This is a genomic window from Candidatus Protochlamydia naegleriophila (assembly GCF_001499655.1).
Taxonomy (GTDB): domain Bacteria; phylum Chlamydiota; class Chlamydiia; order Chlamydiales; family Parachlamydiaceae; genus Protochlamydia; species Protochlamydia naegleriophila.
The window spans coordinates 2,702,907-2,723,801 of the sequence record NZ_LN879502.1; the positions used below are offsets into that span (position 1 = coordinate 2,702,907).

A 20,895-nucleotide genomic window follows, 5' to 3' on the forward strand; every position below is an offset into this window, starting at 1 on the left:
AGATTTTGAAGTGAAATTAACGATTCTCTTGTTAACACCTCATCAACATTCAATATTCAGGAAGTAATAATGTTTTAATTAGTTGGAATAAAATTAATTACAATTTAGCTTACTTGGTCTTCAATAGACGACAAAGAGATTTCTACTTGATATGTAGTTGAGCAGTGAACGATAAATATTTTAAAAGAAGATAGCTTTAGTTAGATGAAGGCGAAGCGTTGCAGCTCCATCTACAGAACCACGAGCTACATGCTCGTGCTTGGTTTTGATCGCATTCTTTTATTTTTTGAGAAAGTGTTCTCTCCTGTACTAAGCGACAAAGCCATTTGCTTCAAAAGTTTATGTAGAAAAGAATTGCTTCAAGATCGCCTTTGCCCGCATAAGATTTATTTGAGGATGCATGACCCTCTCGAATCGATGCTGCAGGTTTAGTTTCCTTATGCAAATTCAACACTAACCATTCTCTAATGAAATTTCTTGCGTTGCTGGGTATTGCCGATCTGAAGAGCCATGCGATACTTAGCAACCGTACGCCTTGCACAAATAATCCCTTTTTGCTTGAGCAAATGAGAAATTTTTTCATCGGAAAGAGGATGACATTTATCTTCGCCGTTGACCAGTTCCAAAATGGCATCTTTCACTGTTTTTGACGAAAGGTCATCTCCTTCTTCCGAAATATACTTCGTTGTAAAAAAGGTTCGCAACGAAAAGACACCCCTCGGACTGTCGATATACTTATTGGCCACCGTTCTGGCAATCGTCGATTCATGGAGCTCAAGCTCTTCGGCCAACACCTTCATGGTCAAAGGCTTCAATTGTCCATCGGGTTGCATAAAAAATTCATACTGCTTTTCAGCCAGCGATTGCGCAATCCGCTCTATTGTGGAATAGCGCTGCTGAAGATTCCGGACAAGCCAACGTGCTGAAAAAAGATGCCTCTTGATGAATTGCTTGGTTTCCAGTGGAACCGACTCATCGTTTAGCAAGTTCAAATAATTGCGATTTACTTTTAAAGTGGGCGCCCGATCCCGATCGACTTCAACAATTAACTGCTCCCCCTCTTGACGCAAAGTGACATCGGGAATAATCGGCTGTACAGTCAGCAAAGAGAATTGCGTACCCGGGTGCAGGTCTAATTTGGCAATATCCTTTTCAATTGCAGCTTGAATCTCCTCAAAAGAGCACTTTAATTCCTTTTGAATCAATGGAATGTGATTGTGAAGCAGCTCTTCATAATATTCCTCGACAAGGCGATAAGCAAGCGTGCCTGCCTTTCCTAAGCAGCTCAATTGAATGAGCAGAGAGTCTTGAATGGATGAAGCGCCAATTCCATATGGCTCAAACGTTTGAATAGTTGCTAAGACTGCTTTGACAGCATCTTCTTGAAGATTGTGCCACATGCAAATTTCAGAAAGCGGTGTTTTCAAAAAGCCATTTGAATCGATATAACCAATTAGAATCTCTGCAATGGCTCGTTCTTCTTTGCTGTCAAATGTATCATGCGCCTCCTGCTGTAAATGTGCATAAAGGCTTGTTTCAGCACAGATGGAATTTTCTAAATAGGCCTTTAAACGGTCCTCATCAGAGGTTCTCTTGATAGGCATATCTTCTGTAGCAGAAAAATGATCCCTTAAATCTTCATCGAGCCTGGTTAAAATGGCGAGATCGCGATCGTCAATGGTTACCTCTTGCTCCTCTCTCTCTCCGATCGGCCCCTCTCCTTCCCTTTCCGTAGAAGCCTCTTCTCCCGCCTCCTCAGACACCACATCGAGGAGAGGGTTGGAATTCACTTGTTCTTCAATGAAAGGTTCGAGCTCTAAAAGAGGTAATTGAAGCAGATGGATGGCTTGCTGCATATGAGCAGACATGATTAAACGCTGCGTCAAGTTTATTGACTGCTGCATTTGCAAGGTAGAAGAAGGGGTATCAGTCGAGCTCATAATTGCCTTTTTATTTTGACGATACACCTAGTTTTACCTGACTCATGTCAGACTTGACAATAAAAATTTTTTATTGATCCTTGAACTTGATCATCGATAAAAAATGTAGTCATGCCATGCCATTTTTCGCGTCACAATAAACGTATTAGGCAATGGCTTTGATAAATCGTTTGAGAGTTCCTGCTTTAAGACTGAAATTTTCGACCGGTTAGAATAGGCCAGAAAGGCCTACAGAGGATGCCAATCAAGCGTGAGCGTGTATGCTTCATGCAAACCTTAGAGGATATTTTGTGAGGTTAATAGGAAATTTAAATGACTAACCAAACACTATCCCATTCTGATTTTTTGCAGCTCCTTCACGATAAATTATTGAATCATCATCCTTTATTAAATTCCCCCTCATTTTCAGCCGCAGCCCTGCAAATACATCCCAATCAAAACATCTTCTTTGACATCATTGAACCGGCCCATGATTTAATCGATATCCTGGTAGTGCATATTCCCCTCGAAGATCCTTATGCTTTAATCGTTGGTGCTGCCCTTAAATTTGCCATCCGGCGCTTTGCGCTTCCAATTGAGCGTGGCTACTATTTCGATAAATCCCGCCTATGGGAAAAAAATCTCTTAACTCCTCAAGAGATTATTCAAAACGTTCAGAAAGAATTTGCCTATGCTTTGCAAGAGTGCAATTTAACCATTTCTATTTTTTACGGGCGATTCAACCTCCCCTATCGAACGTTCACCTATCTCAATTGTGGGCTGGGTGCACTCATGCAGATCAATCAAGAGCAAAAACTGACCCAGCTCTCGCAAAAATGGACCTCTTTAGGCACAACAAGCCAGCCACTGGCATCTGCTAACACCCTAGTCAAACCAGGAGACTGGTTTGTTTATTACCATTTTGAAAACGGGGAAAATGAGTTAAGGGAAAGCCGTTATAGCCATCTCTTGCTAGAGAGCCTAAAAACTCAGCTCCATCTTGATGCCTCAAGCTTTATCAACTTTCTTGAACACCATCTTCCTTTCAGCGAGCAATCCAATCTAAAGAATAGCTGCTTTGTTTTAGCGTTAAAAGTAAATGAAAACCTCACACATGTTTCGCCTCGCAAAGATAGGACTGCCATGTTTTCAAGCGATGTTTCCCAACTATCCGCCTTGCGTTTATTCGTGCGAGAAATCTGCCAGCAGGCCCCGAGTGCCTGTGAAAGCTTTGGCTTGCAAGTATTGCTTGCAGTCAACGAACTGTTCTGCAATATCGTTAAATACGCTTACCACAACCAGCCTAAAGGAGAAATCCTGATTGAAAGTCAGTACGTAGACGATGGCATTTGCTTCACTTTATCAGACAGAGGAACGGCCTTCAATCCCCTCAAAATCAATCACCCAAATTTGGCTGGAGAACAAGAAAGCGGCTTTGGATTTTTTATTGTTCAACAAATTGCCGATCACATTTCGTATATTCCTAAAAAGACAGATACAGACTGGAACCATATACGTATTTTTAAACGCTATTTTTCGGAAGAGGATCACATGGAACTTGTGCATCATATTCAAGATCATTTGCTTATCATCGCCCCTAAAGGGGACAATTTGGATGCAAAAAATGCCTCTTCATTTAAAGAAGACGTACTCAAACTCATTCGTCAAGCAGAATTTTCCAACGTCATCTTAAACTTAACCCATCTTCAATTTATCGATAGTTCAGGATTGGGCGTCCTGCTTTCTCTTCAAAGAACCCTACACGCTCAGGGTGGATCACTTAAACTCGTCCATCTCAGCAAATCCATTCGAACCATGTTCGAAATTGTCTCTATGCACCGCATCTTTGACATTTTCAATACAGTCGATGAAGCCGTTCAATCTTTTAAATGAAGGCTTCTTCAATTGTGCGTTTCTTAACCCGTAGTTGTTTGGAGGTTTTATGCTAACAACTTATCTATCTAAACGTGCTTTTTGTACCGCATTCAATTTCGCTTTAGTCGCCTTTACCTCTCTGTATGCTGCTCCTGCTACCAACCAACAGCCTCGAGCCGCTTCCCCCAATCAGCCAACCAACCAAAACTACTACCCTGCACCTAATCAAAGCGCAAAGCCACACGATGTAAGCCGCTACGAAGGAAAGGAAGAAATAGCCTATGTTGATCGCAATGAAGACAGAACTTTGTATGAGCGCAATTTGCGTCTAGGGGATTGGGACTACAAAGAAAACTGGCGCTATGACAAACGAGCTTTCTACAGTGGCGAAACACAAAGCCAAGCATATGACGAAGAACATCCGGGCACGCGCGGAATTGGCTATGATGCAGACCCAAGACCCTCTCACAATTATGCAAACTATCGCTACGGTGACCGCTATAACTATCGCAGCTACCCTCAAGATCAAGTCTATTATTACAACAATTATCCTTACAGCTCATATAACTCGGCTGGCAACTCTTATCCATATAGCTCCTACAATACATCGGGATATCGCTCCTACAATACTTCAGGCTATCCCTATTCAGGATCCTACCCCTACAATACGACTCAAACATTTGATTCGGGCGTGCGATCAACCTATACTAACCCAGAAAGCAACGTCTATCCACAATATTATAGTAGATAGGCGATCTTATGCTCCTTGCCGCTTTTAAAGCGGGAAGGAGCCTTTGATTATCTTTTCTTGTGATTAAAAACAGAGACTGTTGGGGTGGAGCGTTAAACTCCTTTAATAGATTAGCCTTCTATACGCGGCTCAAAACCGCATATTTGGCAACCAAGGTTTTTAAGCTATTGTCCTTGGTGAAGAAAATTTTGTAGGTCAATCCCATCGAGCCCTGATAAGCCTCTTTCACCTGACCTATGCCGAAGTCTTTATGAAAAATCGTAGCTCCAGGCTCAAACTCCTCAACATTTTGCGGAACAGGCTTTTGCACATAGGTCACATTCTCCCGTTGAGGATGCTCTGGTAAAGCATACTTGGACACAATTTGGGCTTGCCTACACTTTTCTATATACTCCGATGGCAGCTCTTTTAAGAACCGGCTAGGCTTTTGGAAACGGAGATTACCCCATAAATATCTCGTATGGCAAAAGCTTAAATAGAGGTATTCCTTAGCTCTTGTAATCCCCACATAGCAAAGCCTGCGCTCTTCTTCGACATCTTCACGGTTATTTTTAGAATTCACGTGAGGAAAAAGATCCTCTTCCAATCCGACTAAGAACGTGGTTTTAAACTCTAATCCCTTCCCATTATGAATTGTCATGAGGCTTAAACGATCCTGGGATTGGTCTGCCTCATCCAGGCTAGACTTTAGGGAAAGCTCTTCTAAAAAAGCTTCTAAAGATGGGTCTGGAGCAGATATTTCCCACTCGACTGCCTTCGTGATCAATTCATCCAGGTTTTCTCTTCGCTCTTCATAAGTTTCTTTATCTTCCATGAGGTAGCTTAAGTAACCAGTCTGCTCAATGGCTCCCAAAACAAGCTCGCGGATCGATCCCTTCTTGCTCAATACACGCAGATCGTGAATGACTTGAATATAGGCTGCGAGCCCCTCTTTTTGCTTAGCCGTTAAGCGCACAATGGCGCGCATGGGGGTTTCCTTCAAGAGAGCTTCGCAAAAGGCTAAAATCGTCATTCCTTCTTCATTGGCGCCTTGCCTGATCTTTTCAATCGTTGCATCGCCAAGTCCCCGCTTAGGCAAATTAATGGTACGGGCAAATGCAATGTAATCGGCTCCCGACTGCGAAAAGCGCAAATAGGCTAAAATATCTTTGATTTCACGCCTTTGATAGAAAGAAATACCACCCACAATTACATAAGGAATGCCTCGATAAAGGAGATAATCTTCAAAAACCCGTGACTGCGCATTAGTGCGATAGAAGATGACCATGTCATTCAAGGCGATCTTGTGCTGAGCCTTATGGTAAGTTACTTGCGATGCCACAAATTCGGCTTCCGCACGCTCGTCTTCTCCAATATAGAGCTTAATTTTCTCTCCATCGCCCAGCTCGCTCCACAATTCCTTTTCAATGCGATTGGTATTGTGGCTGATCAAAGCATTCGCAGTGTTCAAAATATTCATGCGGCTGCGGTAATTTTGCTCCAAGCGGATGACTTTGGCTCCTGGGTAGTCCCGCTCAAAGTTCAAAATATTTTGAACATTGGCTCCTCTCCATGAATAAATGGATTGGTCGGGATCGCCCACAACGAATAGATTGCGTCTTTTTTCGACTAGGAGCTGAGTCATGGTGTACTGAGCCGCATTCGTGTCTTGATATTCATCGATCAAGACAAAAGGCCATTTATCTTGATAGCGCATCAAAAGTCCAGGATGTTCGCGCCAGATTCTAACCGTTAAAAAAAGAAGATCGTCAAAATCCACCGCCTGATACTCTTGCAGCTTTCTTTGATACAACGCATAGACGCTCGGAAAGGCTTGTTCGATATCACTTGACTGGTCAAAATGCAAAAGTTGATCTGGCTGTTGCAGAGCATTTTTTGCCTGCGAAATCATTTGTCGAAAAGGCTTTGCATCCATTTTTTTATCTTTCAAATTCAGCTCGACCAAACAAGCTTTGACGAGCTTTTCTACATCTTCTTCGTCATAGATTGTAAAATCGCGCTGGTAGCCCAGCGCGTGAATGCATTCGCGCAATACTCTTGCCCCCAGACTGTGAAAGGTGCAAATCAGCACTTGATGCTGCGTCAGTTTGCAAATTCTCTCACGCATCTCTTGCGCCGCTTTATTCGTGAATGTCACCCCTAAAATATTGGAAGGAGAAATGCCATTTTCAATCAAATGAACAATTCTCGATGTGACCACGCGCGTTTTCCCGGAACCGGCTCCGGCCAAAACTAAAACAGGTCCTTCTAGAGTTTCAACAGCATCTTGCTGCTCTGGGTTGAGACTAAATACTTTATCCATGACACACACATGCTCCACACGGCGAAGACTGCTCCCCTTCACATCCTGGCAAGGGGTGCCGCTTCTCTTTTTCCCTATCACCTAAATTTCCATAGCGATGATAATCGCGACTGATACTCACCTCTCTTAAGAGGTGTAATAACTCTAATCTTCCATTGGCTAATACTGCGCCTGCATTGATATGGCAAGCTGCATGCGCCAAGGCTTCTTGCAACTGCGCTGAAACTGGTCCTAGTAGGCGCACACGCTTGATTTCACCTTTTTTCACTCTCTGCATTAAAGCAAGCTCTGATTCATGCCTAACCTTAATAGAGCCTGAAAGATTAAGCTTCCTGATCTGATTATATAGGCTCTCATCTTCAAGGCTAACATCAAGCGGCGTTGAGCACACTATGGCAGCTGCCGTAACTCTTAAAAGATCAAGCAAGGAATCATCCGTTCTGCCTCTCAGCAAAATGGTTTCATGCGGCTTATAGCACTGCAAATTATCTTGCCCCATCACGAGGCTTGGATCGTGCTTCTTCGAAAAATAATGATTCCAATAAAATGCATAGCTCTTCACACTGCTGTTCCAAATGGCTTTTTCTTGCGGGCTTGTTAGGAGCTCCTGATTAGCTACCGCTTTGAAAAAGTCCAAGATCGCACCGCTTAGCTCCTCTTCCTCTGCTGGTAAAGCAAACTGCTCGGCCTGCATAAACTGGACAAGGTAGTTCGGCCCGCCTGCTTTCGACCCTTTGCCAAAGCTGCTGTCTTTGCATCCTCCAAAAGGCTGGCGTTCGACTACGGCGCCCGTCACGGTACGATTGATATAACAATTGCCCGCTTCGATTTGCTTTAACCACTTTTCTTGTTCCCGTTCATCCAAGGAATGAATGCCCGCCGTTAACCCATAAGCCGTTTGATTCATCATAGTTAAAGCATCTTCAAACGTCGCTGCTCGCACCAGCCCCAAAACTGGACCGAAGAGCTCGGTTTCAAAGGTGAAGCTTTTGGGTTTGACGCCTAGTTTGATGCCAGGACTCCACAGATGAGGATTGACTGGATCCTGCTTGGGTTCTAATAGCCACTCTTCCCCTTCTTCCAGGGTTGTCAAGCCTCGCAGCAGTGCAGGATGAGCCGCTCTGATGAGTGGATTCATCTTGGTTTTTAAACTCCAAGGGGAACCAACGATCATGCTAGCTGCAGCATCGCGCAGTTGCTTGCGGAAATGGGGATCATCGTATACCTCAGCCTCTAAAATTGCCAAACTGCAAGCACTGCACTTTTGCCCTGCATGTCCAAAAGCTGAATGGATCAAATCTTTGATGGCAAGATCTCTATCGCAAATAGCCGTGATCACCATCGTATTTTTTCCACCCGTTTCGGCCATCAAATCTAAATTCGGTCTTAAGCGCAAAAAGAGTTTAGCTGTTTCGGTTGCACCAGTCAACACCACCAACGCAACGCGTGGATCTTGAATGAGTTGGCTGCCAACCGGATCATCTTCGCACGTGATGAATTGCAAAACTTGTTGAGTGATGCCCGCTTCCCAAAAAATTTGAGCCAAATACCAGTCGACTAAAACGGCTTCTGCTGCTGGCTTAAAGATCACCGTATTGCCGGTTGCCAAGGCTGCCAGAATACCTCCCGCAGCAATTGAGCAAGGAAAGTTCCAAGGAGGCGCCACAAGCACGACTCCTTTCGACTTCCACTTTATATCTGGCAACTGCGCCCATTCTAAGAGGCTCAAGCGATAGTAGTTGGCGAAATCGATTGCCTCTGACACTTCAATGTCGGCTTCCTGAATTGTTTTGCCCGTATCGGCAATCATAGCCCCAATCAATTTTCCCCGATGCTTTTCCATCCCCTGGGCAATCTTGGCAAGCACATGCGCCCTTTCTTCAACAGAGGTCTCAGACCAGTTTTTTTGAGCTTCTTGAGCCGTTTGCAGGGCTTGATCGACGTGTTGCTTAGTTGCTAAAGCATAGTTGTAAAGCGTTTGGCCTGGATAAGATGGATCTTCTCCAATTCCCTTGACACCTTCCGGAACATAATAATGTCCATTGATGACTAAAGGAACCGGCTTATGCTTCTTGTGCTTCCACTCTTCAATAATTTTTTGAGCCCACTTGCGGTTAGCTGGCAAAGACCAATCGGTATCAGCTACGTTTTGAAAGCAATACCCTTCTTTTAAGGCGGATTCTTCAGACAGACGGTTTTGATGCCTTCTAGGCTTATAAGAGACCTGCTTATAGTTTTGGCATGCTTGGGAGAATAAGTTAACCTGTTGCTGCCATTGTTCGGTACCAGGCTTGAGATCGAAGACATGACGCAAGAAATTCTCCGGTGCCGTATTTTCGTCCAGGCGGCGCACTAAATAGGCCACCGCGTTTTGAAATTCAGCTTTAGTAGCGGCAGGACAATAAAGGAGCATGTCTCCAGACAATTTTTGTACAACACGGCGGATGTTATCGGCCATTCCCTCCAACATCTCAAAGCACACCTCTTTTTCAACCCCATTTTCGGCTCTTAGAAGCATTGCATAAGCTATGTCAAATAAATTATGGCTCGCAATTCCCAAGTGAGCCGCCTGTGCATGTTCTTTTTCACAGCCATAAGTAACCATCCGCTTATAATTGGCATCCACATCGGCCTTCGTATTGTAAGGAGCCTGCGGCCATAAGCGAAGAGCGGCTTCAAACTGCTCCATAGCCAGATTGGCACCTTTTACAATGCGAATCTTTATCGGCCCCCCCCCTTGTACCAATCGCTGCATGGCCCACACAGTCAGCTCTTGTTGAATGAGAAACGAGTCTGGTAAATAACTTTGCAGGACAATTCCAGCCTCATGCTGATAGAATTCGGGTTCGTTCAACACTTTGCGGAAAAGAGCCACGGTCAAATGCAGGTCGCGATATTCTTCCATGTCTAAATTGACAAACTTAGGAACCGACCGGCCATCTGCCCGCACATACCGATTCTTCATGGCAGCCCTATATAATTGGCGCAAACGATCGGCCAATATCTCTAACGTCTCATCCCAAGCCAGTAAATTGATTTGGCTATAGATCGTTGAAATCTTGATGGAGATATATTCGACAGAAGGCTTGATCAAATCATTTAAATAAATTTGCAGGCGATGATGTGCCTCCTCTTCCCCTAAAATAGCTTCTCCTAAGTGGTTCAAATTGATTCGAACCCCTTCCTGCCTCCTTTTTTGCATGTGCTTGGCAAGAGCCTTTTCTTCACCAGGCAAAATGACGTTATTAGTCTCTTTGCGAATAAGCTGAATAGTCAAAGGAACAATTGCTGGAGATAAAAATTTGCCAACCAACGTAAAGGCTTGCAAAGCCAATCGCTTATCGGCCGATAAATACTTGGGAACACCATACTTTTTGATAACATGGACTAATTGATCTGCCACTCGACTAGAACGCTGGCTACGGAAACATTGATCGGTAATAGCAGTGGTAAAAATCTTGCCAATCGGGTCGTTCATCATCCCCGCAAGCTCGGCCTGTTGCCGTTTCTCTGCCGCCGTTTGTATCTGCTGAGCCTCCTCTAACATCGTCGCTGCTAAAGTCACCGAAGCTTCACACCTTTCTTGAGAAGAAAGCGTTTTGCCTTTAACTGATTGGATTTGAGCATTAGCCTTTGCTATGAGGGAGGACTCTTCCATATTCTACCTTGTATTAAAGGGTTCTAAACAAAAGGGCACCTTTTTGGACTCTCTTAAAAATAGCGATTAAATATTAGGAATGGTCAAGGAGGCTTAAGTCGTGTGATTTTTTTGGGTTAAGCTGATAGCCTTTCGCAAGGAAATGAAGCAAGGCTCACGATATCTACAATTCACTAATCAGGGCTTGCAAACACACTTTCCCTGTAACCCAAGGAGGAACCATGCCAAAATAAGCGCTCTTTTATAACAGACACCCCGCTTTAAAAAAAGCTTTTCCTGAGCGCCTTCCCCCACTTCTCAGAAACCAACAATAAATGACTCAAAATAAACAACAACCATTTAATTATAAATTATGTTTTAGATTATAATTATATGTGATTAACAATTAAGATGTTTATTTATTAGCAGACTCGAATCAGAGTTTGAGGAGGTTTAAATGAGATTTTTACTTTTGCTCGCCTTGCAGGCACTGATTGAGCGTACGCTCTCTTCATCTAAGAGGCTTTCTAAATACAGCGACTTAGTCAACAAGACGGAGTTGGCGGCCTTGCTCTTACTGTTGCTTTCCAGATGGAAATATTTCCCCAAAGGATGGAAAAATTAAGAGATGAAAGCCTAAAAGTCGGTCGAACAACTCAATTTACTAGATAAGTTAAAAAGAAATTGATACAACGCTTTTCACTTATAGAATTTTACCCCTCTTAGTATAAATAGATGTCAGAAAAAAACCGTTGGATCTGCTTGCTCTGTTGCCTGTTCATGCAAGCAACGCTGTGTGCTCAAGTTAAAGTGGGCGTTGATCGCCTTTTCACTTCTGAATATGTACATGTCGTGCGCAACAAACGGGTGGGGCTCGTCACCAATCATACGGCCATAAATGCTCAAGGGCAATCGACCATTGATTGCTTTAAAAAACAAGCCTCTACTTATAATTTTAAACTCAGCGCTCTCTTTGCTCCAGAACACGGCCTCAACGGCGCCCAATATGCCGATGAGAAAGTCCCTGACGCGCAAGAGGATGGGATTCCCGTTTACAGCCTCCATGGCTCCACTCGACGTCCCTCGGCTCAAATGCTTAGAAATCTCGATCTGATTGTTTTCGACATTCAAGACATCGGATCTCGCTCCTACACCTACATTTCCACCCTGTTTTACGTCATGGAAGAAGCGGCCAAGCACAAGCTTCCCGTTATCGTCCTAGACCGGCCCAATCCGCTCAATGGCCATACGATCGACGGCCCTCTCATGGAAGAGCGATGGCGCTCGTTCGTCGGCTACATCAATGTTCCCTATTGCCATGGAATGACAGTGGGAGAACTCGCAGCCTACTTTAACGGCGAATACCGCATTGGATGCCTCCTTACAGTCATTCCCATGCAAGGGTGGCAGCGCCACATGACATTTGCCGATACAGGACTGACCTGGATTCCAACCAGCCCTCATATCCCAGAATCTCAAACAGCTTTTTACTACCCTACCACCGGTTTGCTCGGCGAACTTCAGCTGGTCAACATCGGAATCGGTTATACGCTTCCCTTTAAGGTCGTGGGCGCTCCTTGGATCGACGCCAAACTATTCGCCAATAAACTCAATGAACAAAATTTCCCAGGCGTCAACTTCCACCCCTTTTACTACCGCCCTTTTTTCGGCCGCTTTGCCCATCAGGATTGCCAAGGGGTCCTCATTGTCATCACAAATTCCAAATCTTACCTTCCCGTGACAACCCAATACCTGCTGATCGGCATGCTCAAGACTTTGTACCCAAAAGAATTTCAAGAGGCCTTTGCCCAAGCCTCCCACCGCCAAGACATGTTTAATAAGGTCAACGGCACCGCCGAAGTCTACCGTATCTTGAAGGATGAAAAATATGTTACTTGGAAACTCGGCGCACTCCACAAACAAGAACGGGCCGCTTACTGCACAAAGCGCCGCGCCTATCTCATCACCACCTATGGATCATCTGATCCTTGAAAAACAATAACTTATAAAAATTGGCACTTCAATTGCTTAGTTGCTAAAAAGTATCCCTATCGCACTTGACATAAATCGCCATCGTTTTTAAAATGCCTTGTAAAGTTGGCAGCGGATTGATTTCAAAACCTAAGTTTTGGACAAGGCAAAAGTTTTCAGGGGCTAATATTGAGTCGTTTAAGAGATTCGATGTTGGGGATTACAGTTGAAAATTCAAGTTTTGAAATCAATTTGATTAAATAAGCATTCAAAACAGGAGAATAGAGATGACAGCTAAGACGAAAATCAGACCTTTAGGAGATCGAGTTGTAGTTCAAAGAGCAAAAGCGGCAACCTCAAAAGGAGGCATTCTCCTTCCTGATTCGGCACAAGAAAAACCAAGAGAAGGACATGTCATTGCAGCAGGCCCTGGTAAATTGAGCGAGAATGGGCAGTTAGAACCTATTTCTGTCAAGATTGGTGATCGCATTCTTTTCGGCGCCTATGCTGGAACAGAAGTAAAAGACAATGAAGAAGATTATTTAATCTTGTCCGAGAGCGATATTCTGGGAATTTTATCATAACCCTTTTTAGAACAAGGACGGACCTATGGCAAAGATGCTACAATTCAACGAAGAAGCGTTAAAGTCTATTTTAAAAGGGGTTAAAACGCTTGCGAAAGCTGTTAAGGTGACATTGGGACCCAAAGGGCGCAATGTTGTCATAAACAAGGGTTTTGGCTCTCCTCTTTCTACAAAAGACGGTGTAACCGTTGCTAAGGAAGTGGTTCTTAAAGATAAATTTGAGAATATGGGCGCCCAGCTCGTCAATCAAGTGGCCGCCAAGACATCCGATTCGGCAGGCGATGGCACCACGACGGCGATTGTATTGGCAGAGGCCATCTATTCAGCCGGCGTAAAAAATGTCACGGCCGGAGCCAATCCGATGAGCTTAAAGCGGGGCATCGATCAGGCTGTCGATGCTATGACGCACGCCTTAGATCAGATTTCCACTCCGATCAATACGGCGCAAGAAGTACAGCAGATTGCCACCATTTCAGCCAACAACGATTACGACATTGGTCGCATCATTGGAGAGGCGATGGAAAGAGTCGGCAAAGATGGTATCATCTCTGTCGCCGAAGCGAAAGGCATTGAAACGCACGTCGACTACGTAGAAGGGATGCAGTTTGACAAAGGCTACGTCTCGCCTTACTTCATCACGAATGCCGAGCACATGTCTGTCGAACTCTCAAATGCAGCCATATTGATTACCGACAAAAAGTTGTCAACAGCCAAAGACATTATCCCCATCTTAGAAAAAGTCATGGCGAAAGGTGCGCGTCCTCTGCTCATCATTGCTGAAGACATTGATGGTGAAGCCTTGGCAACATTGGTTGTCAATAAGCTTAAAGCGGGAATGGCTGTTTGTGCGGTTAAAGCTCCAGGATTTGGCGATCGCCGCAAGGCTATGCTGCAAGACATCGCTATTTTAACCGGCGGTAAAGTTGTGTCGGAAGAAGTCGGCTTGCAGTTAGACGAAGTGGGTCCCGAGGTCCTCGGTCGCGCTAAGACAATCAAGGTTTCTAAAGAAGAAACAACACTCATCGACGGTGCCGGTCATCCCAATGAAGTCAAAGAGCGCATCGCTCAAATCAAAGCTGAGCTCAACAACTCTAGTACGTCAAAGTACGATAGAGAAAAACTAGAAGAGCGTTTGGCTAAGATGGTTGGCGGAGTGGCTGTTGTCAATGTTGGCGCTGCAACCGAAACTGAATTAAAAGAAAAGAAGGCGCGTGTTGAAGACGCTCTGCATGCAACAAGAGCAGCTGTAGCTCAAGGAATCGTTCCTGGAGGCGGCGTAGCCCTGCTTCGTGCTGTCAAGACACTCGAAAACTTAAAGTTAAGTGGCGATGAAGCCATCGGAGCCTCTATTATTAAGCAAGCCGCTTTTGCACCTGCAACAGCCATTGCTAATAACTGTGGCAAGCAAGGCAACTTGATTGCAGAAAAGATTTACGAAGCGACCGGAGCTTATGGCTACGATGGCTTGACAGACGAATTCAAAGACCTGCTTCAAGCAGGGGTAATTGATCCTGTCTTGGTCACTAAAAGCGCACTCATCAATGCAGCTTCGATTGCTGGTCTCCTGCTCACGACTGCAGCCATGATCACCGATAAGCCTCAGCCAAAATCTCAACAACCTGCTGGTATGCCTGGAATGGATGGCATGGGTGGCATGGGTGGAATGGGAATGGGCGGCATGGGCATGGGTGGAATGGGAATGATGTAACCTTTAAGTCCAAGCTTTAAACCTTCAAGTCTGTAAAGCTAGTTAGCTAGCTTTACAGATAGCAAAACAGGAGTGTATTCAATGCCCCATTACGATTATTCATGTGCTAGCTGTGGCCACGAAGAAGAAATTTTCCAAAAAATGAGCGAACAGCCTTTAGTAGATTGCCCAGCATGTCATCAGGCAGAGTTCAAGCGCAAGCCTGGCGGTGGGTCGGGACTGCACTTTAAGGGGTCAGGATTCTATATTACCGACTACAACAACACCCCTTCAAAACCATCTTCAGGCGGCTGCTGCCCTTGCGGAAGCCCTTCTTCTTGCTCATCAAATGGTTAATGCTGAATTGAGATCTTTTGATCTCAATTCACTCCCATTTAAAACCGATGGCGCCAATCCCCTTCTTCCCCTCTACTTAGTGCCTGAGTCGATCACCAAGACGGCCGACCCAGAGAACCTCCCTTCTTTTAAATCGCTTAATGCTTGATTAGCCTCCTCCAAAAGATAGGCTGTCACGCTCGTCTGAATGGGATAGCGGGCAATCAACTCAAAAAATTCCAGTCCATCCCGTCTTGTCAAATTGGTGACAGAGCGCAAAATACGCTCCCCATACAAAAGAGAATAGGGAAAAGAGGGAATGTCTGTCATATAAATGCCAGCAGACACGACACTTCCTCCTTTACGCACCGCCCTAAGAGCCAAAGGCACGATCGATCCAATCGGCGCAAAGATTAAAGCCGCATCGAGAGGAACGGGTGGCAGCTGGCTCGATTCACCCGTCCAAGTCGCTCCTAGCTTTCTAGCAAAAGCTTGGGAATGATTATCTCCCTCCCTTGAAAAGGTATAGACCTCTCTTCCTTGCTGAACGGCCAATTGAATGAGAATATGGGCCGATGCGCCGAATCCATAAAACCCCAGTCGCTTACCATCACCCGCCAGTTTAAGCGTGCGATAGCCGATTAAACCGGCACAAAGCAATGGGGCCGCATGTAAAGAGGAATATTCTTCAGGAATGGGAAAAATAAACTCTTCATCGGCAAGGCAATACTCGGCAAAGCCGCCATTAAACTGATAGCCGCGGTAAAGGGCGTTTTCACATAGATTTTCTGCACCGCTTAAGCAAAAAGAGCACTGTTCGCAGCTTGTGCCAAGCCAGGGAGCTCCAACCCGTTGGCCGATTGCAAAACGTCCGCTCTCGGCTCCTTGCTTGGCAATTGTACCAACAACCTGGTGTCCCAACACTAAAGGCAAGTGAGGCTTTTCTAATTCGCCGGACGAGACATGCAAATCTGTGCGACAGACGCCACAGGCGATGACCTTAATAAGCACTTGCTTCTTTCCAGGCTCTGGAATGGGCAAATCTATGAGTTTCAATGGAGTATTCGGCTGCTTTAAAACCATGGCGCGCATGCTTGGATCCTCCTCTGCCATTAAAACTCGACTTGTCGCTTTATTCAAATTATTATATACACATATTCAGTAAAAATAACACCTAGCAAATGGGAGTAGTCATGGGTTTAGGAAGAATGGCCCTTATTTGGATCCTGGGTGTCCCACTAGGCGTGATCATCGTGCTTAAAATCTTAGGATTAATCTAGGGCGCGTGTAGCCGTTGGTAAGAGCCTCACAGAACAAAAAAAAGCCAATCGTTGGCTGATTGGCTTGAATACTTAATAGTCCTGGGATTCGAAATAAGCGGGCAAGTTCAAGCTACAATGCTAAATCCTACCCTCTTCCTGGAGTCACAGGAGGAAGAAATCCAGCGCGGTTTTGCTCGCGGTTGCCATTGCGGGGAGTGCGCAGTAGAGTGATCAGCATAATGGCAATTAAAGACATAAAACCGATCATTCCAATCGATTTCACGCTACCCCCTGATTGAGTGCTTTCGCTATTGTAATTACTAAAGAAGTTGTAAATCTGCCTGAAGATAGACAGCGCAACCTCTTTAACCCTGCGCACGTGTTCAGATGATAAAAAATCGGAGACCGATTGAGGCACTTGAGGGAGTGCTTGTAAACAAGCATTAAAACTCGGAAAATTAACTCTCATATTCATGTAATCACCTAATGATTAGGAATAACCGTAGCACGTTAGCTGATTTTGCACAACTACTTAGCTCCTTGGATTGTAAGCTTCAAGAGCTTTCATTCCTGGAAAGACACGCCATCAAGAGGCTGAGGTAAAACAAAATCCGAGCCAGCCATCCTGTTCGATTTCTTCCTTCAACGTCCATCCCCAACTTTTTACTTGGTTCATATAAGCCTCTCTTTCTTCTTGTCTAATGCCGGATACCAATCTAAGACCTGGCAAAGCATGGAGAATAGGCAAAGATTCCCATGCGACTTGCTGTTCGGAAGAAATCATATTCATCACAATCAAGGGCGCGTCTAAAGAATTGAATTGAAAATCACCCGGCAAGCAAAAATGGCAAGAGGCATCCATTTGATTGAATGCCGCATTTTGAACAGCATGTTCAATCGCCGCCGGATCGATATCAATTCCATAAGCAAAGGAGGCACCCATGGCAATGGCAGCCAAAGATAAGACCCCACTTCCAGAACCGATATCGACGATAGATTGTCCATTGATGAAACGGGCCATCAAGCGCAAGACCAAATGAGTCGTGGGATGAGATAGATCGCCAAATCCAGGCCCTGGTTTAAGCATGATGGACTTAGCTTCTTTACCATAAGCTTCGAATGAAACGTGCACGGCACCATCGTGAAAGTCTAAGCCATGCGAAGCCCATTGTGCCTCCCAATCGATGGGAGAAAGAGTGGTCTTTTCGTAGGTGTCTATCCAAGAATAGGAACAGATCTCTTCGGACGAATTGAGATAAAGGTAGAGAATCACCTTGTCATCTTCTTCCTCACCATAAGCCAATTCAAGGCCTGCCATTTCTAATTCTTGCCAAGCCTCTTCTAAAGAAAGCTTATTTTGAAAACTCAAACGATAGAATTCTTTCATACTAGCTATAGGGGTAAGTGAATGATCGACAAGTCTAAAGGAAAAAAGAGATGCAATGCAAGCCTATTGAACAAGGCGATGTTTTAGCTTGCAATCAGCAACGAAGCATTAAGGCTAATGATCCTTCCAAAAAGCAGGCACCAGTAATACGAGCACAGCATAAAATTCGAGACGCCCTAAAATCATGACAAAGCTTGAAAGCAGCGTCGAGAAGGGAGAGAGAAAAGCCATTGTGCTCATAGGGCCTGCAGCCCGAAAAGCTCCCCCCGTATTGTTGATCATACACGCCGTCAATCCCAAAGCGGTTTCTGGATCGATCTGGTCGGCAACGTAACAAAGCGTTGCTAAAACAGAGAAGACCATGACCAGAATAAAAAAGCAAAGAACCGACACGGCGGCAGATTGGTCGATTTCCCTTTGCCCAAGACGGATGATGCGGATCGTTTTGGGCCTAAAAATCGATTCGACCTTGCTCAAGATGATTTGAAATAGCATGTAGAAGCGAACAATTTTAATCCCGCCCGCTGTCGAACCCGCCATTCCACCTAAATACATGGCAATCAGGATGATAGCTTGAACAATGGCCGGCCAATGATCATAATCCGCCAAGAAAAAACCAGTCGATGTTTGAGCAGAGATCAATTGAAAGAAGCCCATATGCAGCGCCTCCTTCCATGAATACATCCCTTCAGACTCACCTGTCAAAGATATTCTTTCGACGCCAATTAGATTCCATGCAATAAAACCACCCAAAACCAATAACAGGGCCATGTAAAGGGCAAATTCCGGCTCAAATAAGCGATAAATCTTACCCTTGATAATGTAATAGTAAAAAGAAAAGTTAATACTACCCAAAATCATAAAAACTAGGACAATCCATTCCGTGTTAAAATTCTGGTAATATCCAAGACTCTGATTGTGAACGCTAAATCCTCCTGTTGAGACGGTAGCAAGTGTGATGGTCACAGCATCAAACAAAGGCATTTGCCGATTAGTTGCCAGCAAAAGGATAATTTCGGCAATCGTCAATCCAACGTAAATTTGCCAAAGTTGCAAAGCCGTTTCGGTGATGCGGGGCGTTAAGGCCTCTTTGATGGGTCCTGGAGACTCTGTTTGAAAAAGAAATTTGCCTTTAACCCCAAGTTCGGGCAAAAAAGCGACAAATAAGACCAATATTCCCATGCCTCCCAGCCACTGCATAAGGCTACGCCAAAAAAGAAGGGCATGACTGACAGCTTCGATTCCCTCAAACTGCTTACCAAGCGCATTGGTAACAGGAGCAACCGTGCCGTAGAATTCATAAGTGGTCTGCTGCATGCCGCAATAGGTGCGGCGGATTGGAATTTCCTTCCCTGTTTCGGGGTCGTATTTTTTTGCTTCCAAAACAGTCGCACCTGTTGTTGTAAAGCCAGATGCTGCTTCAAAATAAGCTTGGTCAATTCTTTGAAGAGTTCCAGAAAAAACAAAGGGGAGGCAGCCAATGGCTGGCGTCAAAAACCAAATGATGACTGCTGTCGCAAGAGACTCGCGCCGATAAAGCGCAGCTTTGGCTTGGCGCATACCTTGTTTAAAAAAAAAGGCCAATCCTAAACAAATGGCAATCGTATAGGCAAAGGCAAGAGTCGAAGCGGGTTGAGGATGCCTCACCGGATCGGCCACAAACTGATAATAGGCTGCCAATGCAAATGGAACGCTTAAAATGGCCGCATAGAGAAAGAGATAGGAGCTTAAGATCCTCAAAATTTCGCGGTAAAACACAATCCTCTTTCCTTAAAAAATTTTTTCCAAATCTTGAAAATATTTTGGATTGGACACGACGATGACCGTATCCCCGGGACAAATGATGCTGTCACCTTTAGCAATGGTGATTCGGCCGCGATTTTGTATCATCGCAATCAAAAAGTCTTTTGGTAATTGCGGCCCTATCTCAGAAAGCGGAATGCCAATTATTTTTGAATTTAATGAGACGGTAATCTCTAAAATTTCGGCTTCGTTTTCATACAGAGAAACTAAAGAGGTGACTGCCTTAGAGGCTGCCAACGAAATCACGCGATTAGCTACGGCAAGTTTAGGGGAAACAACATGAACGACGCCCAGGCGGTTCACCAAAGACATAAAGCGATTATTTGAAAGAATAATGGCTACCTTTTCGCAGCCAGCCTCCTTGGCCACTAGGCCACCAAGCACGTTGACTTCTTCATTGCCCGTACACATGACAAAATAATCTGCATGGCTCATCTTCTCCGACAGAAGGAAGTCCAAATCGGTTCCATCATGATGGATAATATGGCAATCGGGAAATTCCTCAGCCAGTTCCAAACAGCGTCGATGATTGCGATCGATGAGGCGTACCTGGATTCTATGTTCTTGCAAAATTTTGGCTAGATTAACCCCCACAAGGGATCCTCCAACGATGACTACATTGTCGACTTTTTCGATGGACAAACCGAAAAAATGGTGGATCTCAGCCATTTGATCCCGCTCGCCAATTAGAGTGACTTCGTCGCCCGGGAAGATGCGATCGGTCCCGTGCGGAAAAATCAGCTCAGCTTCTTGCCCCGGTTGATCGTCTTGGAAACGGTAAATCAAAGCGATCATGATCCCCTTTGGCAGGCGCAACTCGGCCAACTTCAGGTGATAATAACTCCAGCTAGCAGGAACACGCAAAGTGCGCATTTGCACTTCGCCATGAGCAAAATTTTCAAAGGCCAAAAATCCAGGGCTCGTAATGTTTTTATAAATATCATACGCCACGAGCAACTCGGGGCTAATAAAATAATCGACGTTGAAAAGTCTTGCAAAATCTAAGCGAATGCGATTAAGAAAGCGATTGTCCTTGACGCGCGCAATGGTACGCGGATAACCTAAATTCTTAGCAATCGAACAAGAGACCAGATTAACCTCATCATTATTCGTCAATGCTAAGAATAAGTCGGGCCTGATCTCCAATAAGTCACCGATCAATTGCCAATCTGTTCCTGAGCCTTCACGTATAGCCACATCCATTTGCCAAGCCAGCTCCTCTAGCTTAGCACCGTTCTTATCAATTAGAATCACGTTATGCTTTTGTTTGGACAACAAACTCGCCATGTAAAGACCGACATCACCGGCGCCAACAATCACAATATTCATACAAACACGAGCCCTTTCAAGTAAGCAGATGACGCCAGTATGCCTTTATTCT

At 44.7% G+C, this 20,895-nt stretch carries 15 protein-coding genes; 7 read left to right on the plus strand and 8 right to left on the minus strand.

The genetic code is table 11. The annotated features are described in order from the left end of the window. Nucleotides 1-464 precede the first annotated feature (464 nt). Nucleotides 465-1,940 carry an RNA polymerase factor sigma-54 gene (gene rpoN / locus PNK_RS11470; RefSeq protein WP_059062143.1) on the minus strand — a complete coding sequence of 492 codons (1,476 nt, stop codon included), beginning with the start codon at nucleotides 1,938-1,940 and terminating at the stop codon, nucleotides 465-467. Nucleotides 1,941-2,252: 312 nt separating this feature from the next. On the opposite strand from rpoN, the gene PNK_RS11475 reads away from it, so the two are divergent. Together PNK_RS11475 and PNK_RS11480 are read left to right on the plus strand one after the other, a co-directional pair. Next, on the plus strand, nucleotides 2,253-3,812 hold the full coding sequence (locus PNK_RS11475) for an anti-sigma factor antagonist (protein WP_051981778.1): 1,560 nt from the start codon (nucleotides 2,253-2,255) through the stop codon (nucleotides 3,810-3,812). Nucleotides 3,813-3,861: 49 nt separating this feature from the next. Further along, nucleotides 3,862-4,545, plus strand: a complete 684-nt coding sequence (locus PNK_RS11480; RefSeq protein ID WP_059062145.1) for a hypothetical protein — start codon at nucleotides 3,862-3,864, stop codon at nucleotides 4,543-4,545. 118 nt (nucleotides 4,546-4,663) lie between these two features. Here the strand turns inward: PNK_RS11480 and PNK_RS11485 are convergent, their stop codons facing one another. Together PNK_RS11485 and PNK_RS11490 are read right to left on the minus strand one after the other, a co-directional pair. Further along, the gene (locus tag PNK_RS11485) at nucleotides 4,664-6,847 is read right to left on the minus strand and encodes an ATP-dependent helicase (RefSeq protein WP_032124588.1); all 2,184 of its coding nucleotides are present in this window, start codon (nucleotides 6,845-6,847) and stop codon (nucleotides 4,664-4,666) included. Next, the gene (locus PNK_RS11490) at nucleotides 6,840-10,505 is read right to left on the minus strand and encodes a proline dehydrogenase family protein (RefSeq protein WP_059062147.1); all 3,666 of its coding nucleotides are present in this window, start codon (nucleotides 10,503-10,505) and stop codon (nucleotides 6,840-6,842) included. Before PNK_RS11490 ends, PNK_RS11485 begins: the two co-directional genes overlap by 8 nt. Nucleotides 10,506-10,941: 436 nt before the next feature. On the opposite strand from PNK_RS11490, the gene PNK_RS13540 reads away from it, so the two are divergent. The 5 genes from PNK_RS13540 (at nucleotide 10,942) to PNK_RS11510 (ending at nucleotide 15,083) form a co-directional block, all read left to right on the plus strand. Further along, a complete protein-coding gene (locus tag PNK_RS13540) occupies nucleotides 10,942-11,109 on the plus strand; it encodes a hypothetical protein (RefSeq protein WP_158021804.1) in 168 nt (55 codons plus the stop codon). 110 nt (nucleotides 11,110-11,219) lie between these two features. Beyond that, a complete protein-coding gene (locus PNK_RS11495) occupies nucleotides 11,220-12,476 on the plus strand; it encodes an exo-beta-N-acetylmuramidase NamZ family protein (protein WP_032124590.1) in 1,257 nt (418 codons plus the stop codon). A gap of 266 nt (nucleotides 12,477-12,742) precedes the next feature. After that, the gene (locus PNK_RS11500) at nucleotides 12,743-13,039 is read left to right on the plus strand and encodes a co-chaperone GroES (RefSeq protein WP_032124591.1); all 297 of its coding nucleotides are present in this window, start codon (nucleotides 12,743-12,745) and stop codon (nucleotides 13,037-13,039) included. 25 nt (nucleotides 13,040-13,064) lie between these two features. Next, nucleotides 13,065-14,747, plus strand: coding sequence for a chaperonin GroEL (gene groL / locus PNK_RS11505; protein WP_059062149.1), 1,683 nt, complete (start codon nucleotides 13,065-13,067; stop codon nucleotides 14,745-14,747). A gap of 81 nt (nucleotides 14,748-14,828) precedes the next feature. Further along, on the plus strand, nucleotides 14,829-15,083 hold the full coding sequence (locus PNK_RS11510; RefSeq protein ID WP_032124593.1) for an FmdB family zinc ribbon protein: 255 nt from the start codon (nucleotides 14,829-14,831) through the stop codon (nucleotides 15,081-15,083). A 72-nt stretch (nucleotides 15,084-15,155) separates the two neighbouring features. Here the strand turns inward: PNK_RS11510 and PNK_RS11515 are convergent, their stop codons facing one another. From PNK_RS11515 to trkA, 5 genes are all read right to left on the minus strand, one after another. Further along, on the minus strand, nucleotides 15,156-16,154 hold the full coding sequence (locus tag PNK_RS11515) for a zinc-dependent alcohol dehydrogenase family protein (protein ID WP_059062439.1): 999 nt from the start codon (nucleotides 16,152-16,154) through the stop codon (nucleotides 15,156-15,158). 315 nt (nucleotides 16,155-16,469) lie between these two features. Further along, on the minus strand, nucleotides 16,470-16,799 hold the full coding sequence (locus PNK_RS11520) for a hypothetical protein (RefSeq protein ID WP_032124595.1): 330 nt from the start codon (nucleotides 16,797-16,799) through the stop codon (nucleotides 16,470-16,472). 111 nt (nucleotides 16,800-16,910) lie between these two features. Next, nucleotides 16,911-17,711: a 50S ribosomal protein L11 methyltransferase gene (locus tag PNK_RS11525; RefSeq protein ID WP_059062151.1), complete on the minus strand. Its 801-nt coding sequence runs from the start codon at nucleotides 17,709-17,711 to the stop codon at nucleotides 16,911-16,913. A 114-nt stretch (nucleotides 17,712-17,825) separates the two neighbouring features. Beyond that, complete coding sequence (locus PNK_RS11530; protein WP_059062153.1) at nucleotides 17,826-19,469, minus strand: TrkH family potassium uptake protein; 1,644 nt, start codon at nucleotides 19,467-19,469, stop codon at nucleotides 17,826-17,828. A gap of 12 nt (nucleotides 19,470-19,481) precedes the next feature. Next, nucleotides 19,482-20,843, minus strand: a complete 1,362-nt coding sequence (trkA, locus tag PNK_RS11535) for a Trk system potassium transporter TrkA (protein ID WP_032124598.1) — start codon at nucleotides 20,841-20,843, stop codon at nucleotides 19,482-19,484. Nucleotides 20,844-20,895 lie beyond the last annotated feature (52 nt).